The organism is Vibrio sp. E150_018 (genome assembly GCF_053544035.1).
Genome location: NZ_JBHGNY010000002.1, coordinates 154,466 through 169,089, shown reverse-complemented (window position 1 = coordinate 169,089; position 14,624 = coordinate 154,466). Strand labels below are relative to the sequence as shown.

Genomic DNA, 14,624 nt, shown 5'->3' with positions numbered 1-14,624 from the left:
CCAGTGAAAGTTGTTTAACCTCAGCAGAGGTTATTTATATCAAAATCATCAAAGTTGCAGTGCGAATAGATGCACAACGAACAGCACTGCAGCTTCAAATCCTAGCGCATGTGCCAATGTCGTCTCACTCTTCTTAAAAGTAAGAACATCCACGGCCATAAAATGCAGTTCACTACACCTGACCATAGAAGGTGAGGATTAAAATCGATATCTCTTATTATAAACTCACCGAAGAACTCGAGGAACTCTGCCAATACGGTTAGCCCACCAATCACGACACCTTGTTGCCACAATGCCATATTACGTAGTACTTGGAAGTTTAGTGCAACAAGGTATGCAGTAATCGACATGACGATACCGTGAACACCTAACGTCGTACCAATCACCAAATCCCAAAGTAAGCCTAAGATTAATGCCGTACCTACATTCACTCGATGTGGTAAAGCTAATATCCAGTAGCTAAAAATGAGAATAAGCCAGCTTGGACGCATCATTTCAAGTGGTCCAGGCCAAGGCACAGCCTGCAAAATAAGAGCAATAAAAAAGGATATCCAAATAATTAACTTGCTTCTAAATAAGTGATTAGTCATTACCAATCGCCTCTTCTTCAGTTAATTCGATGGTTTGAGCTTGCTTTTGACGCCCTTGATCAGGCCACACCAGTAATAAATAACGTAAGCGATCAAATTCAACCACAGGTTTAGCGGCAATTTCAGAAAAAGGAAGATGGTTATCATTTTTAACACTCGTGACATAAGCCACTGGATACCCTTCAGGATAACGACCTGCCAAGCCAGAAGTCACCAGTAAATCACCGGTTTCAATATGAGTACTGGTTGGTACATTTTCTAATTGAATCGAATCGATATCCCCATTGCCTGATGCAATCACACGAATATCATTACGTAAAACTTGAACCGGAATCGAGCTATTGCTGTCGGTTAATAACAATACGCGACTGTTATGAGCCGATACATTGATCACTTGGCCGACAATACCTTTTTCGTTAATGACAGGTTGCCCTTCATAAACGCCATCGGTACGGCCTTTATCGATCACGACCTCATGACGATAAGGTGATGAGTCAACAGCCATCACTTCTGTCACAACTTTACGTTCATCTCTTACATAAGGAGAGCCGAGTAATTCTCGCAGACGAACATTTTCTTCTTTGTATTGCTCAAGTAGCAATAAGTTACTCTTCAAGCTAAGAACTTCATTTTTTAAAGTACTGTTGGTTTGCACCAAGGTTTTCATACTATTTAAACGTTCATACATCCCATCAAACATGCTTCTTGGTAAATTCGCCGCATATTGAATTGGTGCTACCGAACTATTGAGTAAATATCGAACATTTGAAAAAGTATCTAAACGACTATCAGCCAGCATTAAGCTGGCCGATAAGATCAGTGCGAAAAATAAACGCAGTTGTAAAGAAGGGCCGCGGCCAAATATCAATTTCATGCAGTTAAATTGTTCTATCTATCCATATGGATAATTCCAAAATAATTGAAGTTTCAGCGAGACAACTCGTCAATGAACGCGATTAACAAGGCTACAACTTCAAGAATGAAGGTATTATTCCTCGCTAAATAGATCACCACCATGCATGTCTATCATTTCAAGCGCTTTACCGCCACCAAGAGCAACACAAGTTAATGGCTCATCAGCAACCACAACTGGAATACCCGTTTCTTCAGTTAATAAGCGATCTATGTCTTTCAGTAGTGCACCACCGCCCGTTAGAACCATACCATTTTCAGAGATATCTGAAGCAAGCTCTGGTGGACATTGTTCAAGTGCAACCATTACCGCCGATACGATACCTGATAGAGGCTCTTGTAATGCTTCTAAAATTTCGTTTGAGTTCAATGTAAAGCTACGCGGCACACCTTCAGCCAGGTTACGACCACGAACTTCCATTTCCATCACTTCATCGCCAGGGTAAGCTGAACCGATTTCGTGCTTGATTTTCTCAGCTGTCGATTCACCAATTAAGCTACCGTAGTTACGACGAACATAATTAATGATCGCTTCATCAAAACGGTCACCACCGATACGAACAGAAGATGAGTAAACCACACCATTCAAAGAAATCACGGCAACCTCAGTCGTACCACCACCGATATCAACAACCATAGAACCGGTTGGCTCAGAAACGCGAAGGCCAGCACCAATTGCCGCTGCCATTGGTTCATCAATTAAATACACTTCACGAGCACCAGCACCTAAGGCTGACTCACGAATAGCACGACGTTCAACTTGAGTAGAACCACAAGGCACACATACCAATACGCGTGGGCTTGGTTTTAAAACACTATTATCATGCACTTGCTTAATGAAGTGTTGCAGCATTTTTTCTGTTACGTAAAAATCAGCAATCACACCGTCTTTCATTGGACGAATTGCAGAAATATTCCCCGGTGTACGACCAAGCATTTGTTTAGCTTCATGACCAACAGCAGCGACGCTTTTTGCAGTACCAGTACGATCCTGACGAATAGCGACTACAGAAGGCTCATCAAGAACAATGCCTTGACCTTTAACATAAATAAGAGTGTTGGCTGTACCTAGATCTATTGAAAGATCGTTTGAAAACATACCACGAAGTTTCTTGAACATATTCTTCGTTATCCTAAGAGCGATAGAAGGAAATAAAATTGTGCTAAATGTACCAATGCCTTGCACTATCGGCAAGCATTAACCGTACACAGAGTAAGAATAAGCGGTATTCTTACATAAAGTTAACTCAAGGTCAGGAAAAAGATAGGTTAAAGAGCGGTTCCTAGTTTCTAGGAAAAGAAGAGCGTTGGTCGTTACTCGGTGCTCGGACGGTTTCGTAGCTAGCTAAAAATCGTCATCCTGAAAAGCGACGTAGGAGCGCAGTTCAGGATCTCCAACGACCATTAGGAGATTCCAAACAGTTCGTACCTCACTTTTGGAATGACGGTATTAAATTGATCACCCTCGAGAAACGAGCAGCGAAGCGCCCGAAAAACGAGCCTCGAAAACGCTCTTCCTAGAAACTAGGGACTAGAAACCCACAGCCTTCCTACTCTCCAGTTAAATTCGGCTCACCCCGGAATATAATTCGATCATTCCTTCGGTAAGCGTCAAAGTTAACTTTATCTTCAATGAAATGAATACTCATAGGTTGTTTAAATTCCTCTATTTACGCCAACGATTTCTACGACCAGGCTTAATCACACGTGTTGTTTCTATACTTGGTAGCAATTGCTTTTCAGTTGCAAAGAAGCGACCTTGGGCACCATCCAACCCTAACTGAGATAAGACAAACCATTCATTTTCTGTCTCCACACCTACCGCGATAACCTTCGTGTTACTGTCAACACAAGAACCTAATATACTACGAACAAATAATTGATTCTCGCTTCTCCTATCTATTTGTTTTACCAGGCTACGATGCAACTTTAAATAACTAATCGGCAATGTTTTTATGTAGTGAGTACTGACAATTGTTCTGCCAACTTGATTAACTATTATTTGACAACCTAAGCCTGAAAGCATCTTTAACACTGGCCGCATAACGTCCAAATCTGTCACTAAGTTTCGTTCAATAAAAGAAAAACTTAATCGATGCCTTACCTCCGTAGGTAGTTGTAGCAATTCATACCTTAACCAGCGCCGATAATCTTTTCTCTTAAATGGCACAGTAAATAAGTTGACCGCATAGCGATTTTCTAGCCATTCAGATTTCAAGTGACTAAATACAGTTTTGAGTATAGCTTGATCCAGAATTCTCTCATAACCAACCTGCTCAATTGCGGTTAAGAAACGAGAAGCTTTAATTATGTCGCCCTTCTCATCTTGAATTCGGGTGAATAATTGATAATGTTCAGTGGTTTTTAAGTTGTCATTTTCCATTAGGTAACAAGGCTGCTCATAAATAAATAGCTTATTTGAACTTAAAGATAAATCAAATAGATTCCGCCAACGAACACCACCACGATATTCTACTGGTTTATGCTTATATTTATTAAACTTAGCCCACCCATTAACCCCTTCTAATCGAGCACTTTTGATAGCCGTTTCCGCCTCATCAATAATCTTACCGCGACGCTCCCCTTGTGAAAAAATTGTTGCACCGATGTGGCACCAGTTTTCACTATCTAGATCGTTCGGAATATCGAGTTTTTTAAGCTGATTAATACATTGACTTGCTAGGATTGAGATTTCTTTTTCTGACTGATGAGGGATTAATAAAGCAAATTGACCACTGTAATAACGAGCAAATACTGCATTCGGATATTTTTGGGTTAAATTCATCAATACTTGACCGACTGTCACCAAAAACGCTTCGTATTCAGATTTTTCTGAGGTTTCAACAAACTCATCCCAACCATTAATTTCAACCGCCAAAACCCCACCACCTGCACCAGTTTCTTGCAGAGCGGAGGTCAAACGGCTATCAAATAACACTCGATTGGCAGCCCCGGTAAGTTTATCTAAGAAAGTATGAGTACGAATGAAGGTATCAAAGCGACTTCGCTCTTGTCTGGCATCATTTAATTCTTCAATCAATTGGGTTAATGCTTGACTTGCTGAGTATGGAAACTCTCTTTCATCACCTTGGGTGTACTGTTCAACTTGTCCGGCTAAAATCATCCGACCACGTTCTTCAAGTAGCTCTGAGCCATATAGTTGCTCTCTTAACCACTGCAACCCTTTCAATAAACAAAACATCACTAGCACAACCGCCAGTGTTAACGAAAAAAATGCTTCAAAAGAATAACTATTATTGGCATAAGGCGGCACAACTTGGAATTCAGCAAAATAATCTTGATTACGCTGAAGTGGGTAGTTTTTTGTATAGAGCAACAACTCATCTTGTTGTAGTAGAGATTTGTTTTGGAAAGTATAGATCACACCTGCTGGCGAGGTAATTTTCAACTCTCCAACATCACTGGCTTGTAACAATTTAGGTAGCCAATGACGCATAACATCAAAATCTTGTGGGGTTGATAACTCTTGATCAATAACCGTTGTCAGGCGCTGTAAGTTTTGATCGACATATTGCCCACCCATTTTTTTAAAGGTAAACACGCCCCCCACGAATAATATAAACATGGCACTCACAACAATCATGGTGACAAAAGCAACCAAGCGGGTACTTAGTTTTAATGTTGGAGTCGCTTTCATTAAGTCGAAGTTCCGTATCGAGTGAAATCTATTAAATCTATCTATTTGTTATTATAACAAAAAAGCCACATTTAAGATGCGGCTTTTTATCAAATCGTGCGATGACGAGCATTTTTATTCAGTTCAATGCAGTGATATTAGAATGGAATATCGTCATCAAAATCCATTGGTGGTTCATTATATTGTGGAGCCTGTTGCTGTGGTGCTTGCTGTTGCGGTGCACGCGGTGCAGATTGTTGTGCTTGAGGTTGTTGAGGCTGCCCCCAGTTACCTTGATTATTGCTGGCTGCTGGCGCCTGTCCACCTTGAGAACGGCCACCTAGCATTTGCATTACGCCATTAAAGCCTTGTACAACCACTTCGGTAGTGTAACGGTCTTGACCGCTTTGATCTTGCCATTTACGTGTTTGCAGTTGACCTTCAATGTAGACTTGAGAGCCTTTACGTAAATATTCACCTGCAACTTCAGCAAGTTTGCCAAACAAAGCAACGCGATGCCATTCAGTTTTTTCACGTTGTTCGCCTGTCGCTTTATCTCTCCATGTTTCAGAAGTAGCAATGGTAATGTTTGCAACCGCACCACCGCTTGGTAGATAACGAATCTCTGGGTCGTTACCTAGATTTCCGACTAAAATTACTTTATTTATTCCGCGGCTAGCCATGTTCTGCTCCGTCTTAATACATTTCAAAAATAGCTGTCGATCATATCATGATTTATACAGCTAACGGTATAATAATATCGCCTCAACTCACTTTGAGATTAACCTTCATGTTCACTATAACCAATAACAAAAGTCACTACTTAGCATAGTAACTTCCAAAGCATTCATCATAAATTATTGAATACAATGAATCTCTTCTCAAAACCAAGAATCGTATAAAAAACCAGCATAAGTTTATACTATTCAAGCTACAAGTTTCATACAGTCGCAATATAAAGAATCAATCGCGTTATTAAAAATCAAGAAGGCTCTGTTGACATGACTTGCCAAAATCAAGAAACCTCTGTGTATTTGTTATCGCCACTTATTGAGGCCAATGACGCTTTTATTTCAATAGTCACAACACGGGTTGATATTCAATTAACACTTATTAATTACGATGAAGTGACTAAAATCTTACATCAGCAAGAACCTTACATTTTGCTTGTTGATGCGCGCTTTACTGAAGAGGAATTATTTGAGCTACAAACTCACCCTATTTTACAAAAAGCTCAAGCAAACGCCCTTATCTTTGCTCCTGAAAAAGCCAATTTGGTCTTACTGTCTCAATGGTATAATTTGACCGGTTATTTTTATCAATCAACATCCAATGAGCAACTTTGTGACGAATTGATAAAAATGCTCACTGGACATAATTGCTTGCCTAAATCACTATTAATCAAATTATTCAAACATTGGCAAGCTCTTAACCACCAGCGGGCCAATCCAACGGTCAAAGCTAAACTATCATTGACCCGAAGAGAGCTAGAAATTTTGACTCACTTACAAATAGGTCAATCAAATCTAGATATTGCGGATTCACTATTCGTCAGTGAACATACGATCAAATCCCATTTGTATCGAATTTTTAGAAAGCTTAATGTCAGCAATCGTCGACAAGCTATTAACTGGGCTCGGCTATATTTATCTGAGGGTTAATTTCTACTAATCGCGAAGATGCTACCCTCAACCACCATGTTCTTTGCTATATTTGTGTTTCTAATGAAAAAAATGCTATTTTAGCGCACAGATACCCCCTATTTATACAAGGTCTCAAACATGATCAAAAAATGTCTATTCCCTGCTGCAGGTTATGGCACTCGTTTTTTACCGGCAACGAAATCTATGCCAAAAGAAATGATGCCGGTCGTTAATAAGCCGTTAATTGAATATGGCGTTGAAGAAGCCATTCAAGCTGGTATGAATGGCATGTGTATCGTTACCGGCCGTGGTAAACACTCATTAACCGATCACTTTGATAAAAACTACGAATTAGAACATCAAATTAGCGGCACTAATAAAGAAGAACTGTTAGTTGATATCCGTAATATCATCGACAGCGCTAACTTCACTTATGTTCGCCAACGTGAAATGAAAGGTTTAGGTCATGCAATTTTAACTGGCCGTGAATTAGTCGGTGACGAACCGTTTGCAGTGGTATTGGCGGATGACTTATGTGTAAATCCAGATCAAGGCGTTTTAGCGCAAATGGTTGCACTTTATAAACAATTTCGCTGCACCATTGTTGCGGTACAAGAAGTACCAAAAGATGAAGTCTACAAGTATGGTGTGATTGCTGGTGAGATGATCAAAGATGATCTTTACCGTGTTGATGACATGGTAGAAAAGCCAGAGCCAGGTACAGAGCCAAGTAACTTAGCGATCATTGGGCGTTACATCATGACGCCAGATATTTTTGAATTAATTGAACAGACGGAACCAGGCAAAGGTGGTGAGATCCAAATAACCGACGCCCTACTCAAACAAGCTAAATCAGGTTGTGTTCTAGCCTATAAATTTAAAGGTAAGCGTTTTGACTGTGGTAGTGTTGAAGGCTACATCGAAGCGACTAACTACTGCTATGAGAATATGTATCTAAAAGATCAAGATACTAAAACAAGCAAGAACTAATTCGCAACCTTCTTTACATCGTAAGCTCTCCTAGGCCGTAATAAATTGCTATTACGGCCTTTCTTTTTATATTTCTCACAACAACGACAACTGTATTTTTATACAGCTAACTGTTTCCACTTTTCTTAACCTATGTAATACTTATCTACTACTTAGCATTCAATACTCACCAATACACAGATTGGTATCACTTCTATCATTTATGAGAGCGTGAAGCATGGAAACAATTGAAGTTCGCGGAGCCCGTACCCATAACCTAAAAAACATCAACCTGACCATGCCACGTGACAAGCTTATTGTTATCACAGGATTGTCGGGTTCTGGTAAATCTTCGTTGGCTTTTGATACTTTGTATGCTGAAGGTCAACGCCGCTATGTTGAATCGCTTTCTGCTTACGCTCGCCAGTTTTTATCCTTAATGGAAAAGCCAGATGTCGATCATATTGAAGGTTTGTCTCCTGCTATTTCCATCGAGCAAAAATCGACCTCGCATAATCCACGCTCAACCGTGGGTACAATTACTGAAATCTACGATTATTTACGTTTGTTGTACGCTCGTGTCGGTGAGCCACGCTGCCCAGAACACAATACTCCATTAGCGGCACAAACTATTTCACAAATGGTCGATAAGGTATTAGATCTACCAGAAAACAGCAAACTAATGCTATTAGCGCCCATCATCAAAGAGCGAAAAGGCGAGCACGTAAAAACGCTACAAAATCTCTCGGCTCAAGGTTTTATCCGCGCACGTATTGATGGCGAAACGTGCGATCTTTCTGATCCACCTACCCTTGAGTTACATAAAAAACACACTATTGAAGTTGTGGTAGATCGGTTTAAAGTACGTGATGGCCTGCAACAGCGTTTGGCTGAATCTTTTGAAACTGCGCTCGAATTATCTGGTGGTACCGCCACCATTACTTGGATGGGTGATTCACAGCAAGAAGACATTATCTTTTCTGCCAATTTTTCATGTTCTCACTGTGGTTACAGCATGCGTGAGCTAGAACCGCGTCTATTTTCATTTAATAACCCAGCGGGCGCTTGTGAAACCTGTGATGGATTGGGTGTTCAGCAGTATTTTGACGCAGAGCGAGTAATTCAAGATGAGAGTTTAAGTCTTGCTAATGGCGCAATACGTGGCTGGGATAAAAAAAACTTCTATTACTTCCACATGCTAACCGCACTGTCAGAGCATTATGGTTTTGATCTACAGCAGCCATTTAATAAGCTGCCGAAAAAAGTCCGTGATGTGGTACTGCATGGTTCGAAAAAAGAAGAAATCGAATTTAAGTACGTAAATGATCGCGGTGATACTCGGGTCAAACGCCACGCTTTTGAAGGGATCTTAAATAACCTTAACCGACGTTATCATGAAACTGAATCAAATTCGGTACGTGAAGAACTGTCTAAATATATCTCCAATAAGTCATGTTCTAGCTGTGGTGGTGCACGTCTAAAAACTGAAGCTCGTCATGTATTTATTGAAAATACTGCACTACCTCAAGTGGTAGAAATGAGTATTTATGGCGCGCTGCAATTTTTTGAGTCATTAAAACTCACCGGGCAACGTGCTCAGATCGCGGAAAAGATCTTAAAAGAAATCAATGACCGCTTAAACTTCTTAATCAATGTCGGCCTAAATTACCTCAATTTATCACGCAGTGCTGAGACACTTTCTGGTGGTGAAGCGCAACGTATTCGTCTCGCTAGCCAAATTGGTGCAGGTTTAGTAGGCGTCATGTACGTGCTCGATGAGCCGTCGATTGGCTTACATCAAAGAGACAACGAACGCTTACTGAAAACCTTGATTCATCTGCGTGATTTAGGCAATACAGTTATCGTTGTTGAGCATGATGAAGACGCGATTCGCGCAGCCGACCATGTTATTGATATTGGCCCAGGGGCTGGTGTCCATGGCGGTAACGTAATTGCCGAAGGAACGATACAAGATATTCTCGACAATCCTAACTCTCTTACCGGTCAATACTTAAGTGGCGTTAAGCAAATTGAAATACCCCAAAAGCGCACTCCAATCGATAAGAAGAAAACCGTTGAACTGATTGGCGCAACGGGTAATAACCTACAAAACGTTAACCTATCTATTCCTGTTGGTTTGTTAACTTGTGTTACTGGTGTTTCTGGCTCAGGTAAATCAACGCTGATTAACGATACTTTCTTTAAAATCGCTCACGCCCGTTTAAATGGTGCGACCACAGCTGAAGCCGCACCTTATAAAAAAATTAATGGCCTAGAGCACTTTGATAAAGTCATCGATATCAACCAAAGCCCAATTGGCCGAACCCCACGTTCAAATCCAGCCACTTACACGGGCATTTTTACCCCAATTCGTGAATTATTTGCCGGCACACAAGAGTCTCGTTCGCGTGGTTATAAGCCGGGACGCTTTAGTTTTAACGTACGTGGCGGCCGCTGTGAAGCCTGCCAAGGTGATGGTGTTATCAAAGTAGAAATGCACTTCTTACCAGATGTGTATGTACCTTGTGATGCCTGTAAAGGTAAGCGTTATAACCGCGAAACATTAGATGTGCGTTACAAAGGTAAGAGCATTGATGAAGTACTAGAAATGACGGTCGAAGATGCTCACACTTTCTTTGAACCTGTACCAGTGATTGCTCGTAAACTGAAAACGCTGATTGATGTTGGCTTGTCTTACATCCGACTAGGCCAAGCAGCTACTACGTTATCGGGCGGTGAAGCACAACGCGTTAAATTGGCTAAAGAACTGTCTAAGCGTGACACAGGTAAAACCTTATATATCTTGGATGAGCCAACTACCGGGCTGCATTTCCACGATATTCAACAGCTACTAAACGTTCTACATCGCCTACGTGATCACGGTAATACCGTAGTGGTAATTGAACACAATCTAGATGTCATTAAAACAGCCGATTGGATTGTCGACCTAGGCCCCGAAGGTGGCAGTGGCGGTGGTGAAATCATCGCAGCAGGCACACCAGAACAAGTGGTTAAGGTAAAAGGATCGCATACCGCACACTTTCTTAAGCCGTTGTTGAAATAAGAAACCTAGTTCCGGTTCCTGGTTCCTGGTTCCTGGTTCCTGGTTCCTGGTTCCTGGTTCCTGGTTCCTGGTTCCTGGTTCCTGGTTCCTGGTTCCTGGTTCCTGGTTCCTGGTTCCTGGTTCCTGGTTCCTGGAGGGCAGCTTTCCGTAAAGACCATATTAAAACAACTAATGCATATATTTATTGCTGTAAATATTCAGCAACCACCTCTAGGGTCCAGGAACTAGGACCTAGCTCCCTCCCTTCCTAAACCCGAAAACTAGAACTCTCCCCCATAATTCCAGTTACTTTTCGTCATCTTTTTTACATAAACAATGCTAACATAGCCGTCCTATAGACAACTCAAACATCTAGAGGCTGCACTGTACATGGCAACGTTACATATCCAAGGCACGAAACTTGAAGAAGTGCCTGAACCTAATATCTTAGCCAAACCATTTCTTTGGTCGCTAGGTGTGGTGTTCTTACTTGCCATGCATTTTTTCCAGCCCAATCCAGGTGGTGCGGGACTCGCTCTCTCTTTCAATTCCACAACTTGGTTAGCCTTAAGTGTTAGTTTTGGCATTGGCTTATATGCGATTGCCAATCAGCGAGTGTTACGCATTACGAGCCTCACCATAGTGATGTTTATTGCTTGTATTATTTTAACTCTGCCAATTTTCTATTCGACCGCCAATGTTCAAGATGCCATGTTACGCTTGATCGGTCTGTGGGCTGGTTGGCTGCTGTTACTGATTTTGCACCAATACCCGCTGTCGATTAAACAAAAGCAGACGCTATTACTTCTCATTGTTGGCGCGGTATGTATCGAAGCAGCCTATAGTTACTTCCAATACTTATTTTTAGAGCCAGGTAATTCATTTGGTTACAACACCGAACAAAATCGTCCGTTTGCAATATTCCAACAACCGAATGTCACCGCGAGCTTTCTAGCCACAGGCTTAGCCATTGGTTCTTATTTATTGGCGAGACAAAGCCAAACCAATGTTCAGCTACATAAAGTATTCTCCGGCTTGTTGCTGTTAATGCCAATTATCACTATTCCATTATTATGGGTACTTGCTTCACGTACTGGCTGGCTAGGTGCGACTGTCTCTGCCGTTCTTCTGATCCCATATCTCGCTAAATTCTTACCAAAGCGAATGATGTCATTATGGCTCATTTCAATCATTGTCGGTTTGGCTGGCGGTTATACTCTCGCCACAACCAATGGTGGTAATGAGTTAATTGCTAAGAAATCCAATTTAGAAAGCCCGCGTCGTTATACCTTCCCGCAAACCTTAGATATGGTGATAGAAAAGCCGCTAACCGGATATGGTTATGGTCAGTTTGAACCAGCTTATATGGTTTACACCGCAAGGCAGCACCAGCTAAATCCGGACTACCATCCGGGATTGCCTTCGATGGATCACCCACATAATGAAATTTTATATTGGGCGGTAGAAGGTGGCATCGTATCAGTATTAGGTTTGCTCATTGCAGCCTTGATTGTCTTTCGTAAAGTACGAAAGTCTCCGTCAGGAACCCGTTTGGCGTTAATCGCTTTATTTTTTCCAATCGTGTTGCATACCCAACTTGAATATCCGTTTTATCACTCTGCGATCCATTGGATCATCTTTGTCATACTTATCTACTGGGTTGATCAGTTGACTTCTCAATATAAAGTGGTGAGTTTTAGCAAAATAACCAAAAGCTTATTGAGTGTATTTTCATTACTCATCCCGATCATTACCGCGTTTTTCATGATCACAGCACTACATACCAACTATGTTCTCAGTCGATTTGAATATACCAGGCCGATCAACCCAGACTTATTAAACCAAGTGACCAACCCTAGTGTTTGGAAGGATAGATTTGATTGGGATGTGTACAGCACTCAACTCAACATTGGCTTGCACCTTGATAATCCTGAGTACATCCAGCCTTATATTGATTGGGCAACTCAAGTCATCAAGCGTAAACCAAGAGCCGCGTTTTATTCAAAACTGATCGTGGCCTACCAAGGCATTGGTGATGACAGAAAAGCGGAAGAGATCCGCAAAGAAGCCAGTTTCTTATTCCCGGCGCAAGATTTTTCAACGATTCGTTATATTCCACCGGAGGAGAGGGTTTCAAGGGCAGAGGCGGCCTCGGAGGCTAAAGCTGTACAGAAAAGTGCAGAGATAAAATAAAAACGTAGCTCGTTACTTGAGCACTTCGTTTCTCGTTTCTCGTTTCTCGTTTCTCGTTTCTCGAAAAAGAAGTAGCCCCTGCATTAAAAAATGAAAGGGGCCATCACCGATTCCTAAGTAATCGTCAAAACAATAGCGTGGCTCGAAAAACGAGCTACGATCAACGAAGTGCCCGAGACTCGCTCTTCCTAGAAACTAGGGACTAGCACCTAGAAACCTTCCCCTTACTTCCCTATCGTCTCCTGCAGCGCTTTCAAACATAACGCGACATTTTCGCTTTTAGCGCTATACCCCATCAAACCGATACGCCATACTTTACCAGCTAACGCACCTAAACCACTGCCGATTTCAAGGTTATATTCTTCAAGTAAGTACTGACGAGTTTTAGCATCATCAACACCTTCCGGTAAATATACTGAGTTCAATTGTGGCAAACGACACGCTTCATCCACCACATAGGTAAAGCCTAATTCTTCCAGACCTTGTTTTAGTTTTTGATGCATATCAGCATGACGTTGCCAGGCATTTTCTAGCCCTTCGTTATACAAGCCAAGCAAAGCTTCATGTAACGCATATAAGCTATTCACCGGTGCAGTATGGTGATAACTGCGTTTACCTTCACCACTCCAATAGCCAAGTACTAAGCTTTGATCTAAAAACCAACTTTGAACGGGTGTTGTTCTTGCTTGAATCTTAGCAATCGCTTTAGGAGAGAAAGTCACTGGCGATAAACCCGGTACGCACGATAGGCATTTTTGGCTACCGGAATACACCGCATCTAACTGCCATTCATCCACTTTAAGAGGCACACCACCAAGTGACGTAACTGCATCAACAATCGTCAGTGCATCATATTGCTTAGCCACTTTCGATAGTTCTTGTGCATCACTTAAGGCACCAGTTGAAGTTTCGGCGTGAACAAAAGCCAGAATTTTGGCATCTGAGTTTTCTGCAAAGGCAGCGGCGACTTTATCGACACTAACCGATTTCCCCCATTCATCATCCACCAGCACCACTTCTGCGCCACTACGAATCGCATTTTCACGCATACGTTCGCCAAACACACCATTACGGCAAATAATCACTTTATCACCGGGCTCAATCAGGTTAACAAAGCAGGCTTCCATACCAGCACTGCCGGGTGCTGAAACCGGAATAGTAAAATCATTTTCGGTTTGGAAAGCATATTTCAGAAGCGTTTTCACTTCATCCATCATACCGATAAACAGTGGATCTAAGTGACCGACCGTTGGGCGACTTAAAGCTTGTAGAACATCCGATGAAATATCAGAAGGCCCTGGGCCCATTAAAATGCGACGAGGTGGAAAAAAGTGCTGAATTGTCATAATAATCCTTAATGGTGTATTCCATATTTATCATTCGCTCAATGACGACTTTAACCTGGCTTTTGGGAAACCTCGTAAATAAACATCAGCGAAATTTGTGTGCTGTATATACCTAAAGTAATTGGAGTTGCAGTGAGGCGACAAGTGAATGAACGCCGTCAACAAAGCTGAAGCTTCAAGTACGCAAGGTATAATATAAAATTACCACGCTCTGAGAGCCACCTCATCGCGAAGCCATAAAGCTGTGAGCTTGCTCAATTAATTGTGTACATTATTGAATTTTATTGTCGA

At 41.6% G+C, this 14,624-nt stretch carries 10 protein-coding genes; 4 read left to right on the top strand and 6 right to left on the bottom strand.

Annotation, left to right across the window (positions count from 1 at the left end):
• Positions 1-101: 101 nt before the first annotated feature.
• The 5 genes from mreD to ACE3G9_RS03380 all read right to left on the bottom strand — a co-directional run bounded on the left by mreD (position 102) and on the right by ACE3G9_RS03380 (position 5,822).
• Positions 102-590, bottom strand: coding sequence for a rod shape-determining protein MreD (gene mreD / locus ACE3G9_RS03400; protein WP_417880073.1), 489 nt, complete (start codon positions 588-590; stop codon positions 102-104).
• Positions 583-1,464 carry a rod shape-determining protein MreC gene (gene mreC / locus ACE3G9_RS03395; RefSeq protein ID WP_417880072.1) on the bottom strand — a complete coding sequence of 294 codons (882 nt, stop codon included), beginning with the start codon at positions 1,462-1,464 and terminating at the stop codon, positions 583-585. Before mreC ends, mreD begins: the two co-directional genes overlap by 8 nt.
• Before the next feature lie 114 nt (positions 1,465-1,578).
• On the bottom strand, positions 1,579-2,622 hold the full coding sequence (locus tag ACE3G9_RS03390) for a rod shape-determining protein (protein ID WP_027697752.1): 1,044 nt from the start codon (positions 2,620-2,622) through the stop codon (positions 1,579-1,581).
• A gap of 546 nt (positions 2,623-3,168) precedes the next feature.
• The gene (gene csrD / locus ACE3G9_RS03385) at positions 3,169-5,160 is read right to left on the bottom strand and encodes an RNase E specificity factor CsrD (protein ID WP_417880071.1); all 1,992 of its coding nucleotides are present in this window, start codon (positions 5,158-5,160) and stop codon (positions 3,169-3,171) included.
• A 137-nt stretch (positions 5,161-5,297) separates the two neighbouring features.
• Positions 5,298-5,822 carry a single-stranded DNA-binding protein gene (locus tag ACE3G9_RS03380; RefSeq protein ID WP_417880070.1) on the bottom strand — a complete coding sequence of 175 codons (525 nt, stop codon included), beginning with the start codon at positions 5,820-5,822 and terminating at the stop codon, positions 5,298-5,300.
• 318 nt (positions 5,823-6,140) lie between these two features.
• On the opposite strand from ACE3G9_RS03380, the gene ACE3G9_RS03375 reads away from it, so the two are divergent.
• From ACE3G9_RS03375 to ACE3G9_RS03360, 4 genes are all read left to right on the top strand, one after another.
• Complete coding sequence (locus ACE3G9_RS03375) at positions 6,141-6,800, top strand: LuxR C-terminal-related transcriptional regulator (protein ID WP_417880069.1); 660 nt, start codon at positions 6,141-6,143, stop codon at positions 6,798-6,800.
• Between the two features lie 120 nt (positions 6,801-6,920).
• Positions 6,921-7,772 (top strand): UTP--glucose-1-phosphate uridylyltransferase GalU, encoded by an 852-nt coding sequence (gene galU, locus ACE3G9_RS03370; protein ID WP_417880068.1) that lies wholly within the window; start codon positions 6,921-6,923, stop codon positions 7,770-7,772.
• 217 nt (positions 7,773-7,989) lie between these two features.
• A complete protein-coding gene (gene uvrA / locus ACE3G9_RS03365; protein ID WP_449218480.1) occupies positions 7,990-10,815 on the top strand; it encodes an excinuclease ABC subunit UvrA in 2,826 nt (941 codons plus the stop codon).
• Positions 10,816-11,184: 369 nt separating this feature from the next.
• Positions 11,185-12,987: a PglL family O-oligosaccharyltransferase gene (locus ACE3G9_RS03360; protein WP_449218479.1), complete on the top strand. Its 1,803-nt coding sequence runs from the start codon at positions 11,185-11,187 to the stop codon at positions 12,985-12,987.
• A 224-nt stretch (positions 12,988-13,211) separates the two neighbouring features.
• On the opposite strand, the gene ACE3G9_RS03355 is transcribed toward ACE3G9_RS03360, so the two are convergent.
• On the bottom strand, positions 13,212-14,333 hold the full coding sequence (locus ACE3G9_RS03355; protein WP_449218478.1) for a pyridoxal-phosphate-dependent aminotransferase family protein: 1,122 nt from the start codon (positions 14,331-14,333) through the stop codon (positions 13,212-13,214).
• Between the last annotated feature and the right edge of the window lie 291 nt (positions 14,334-14,624).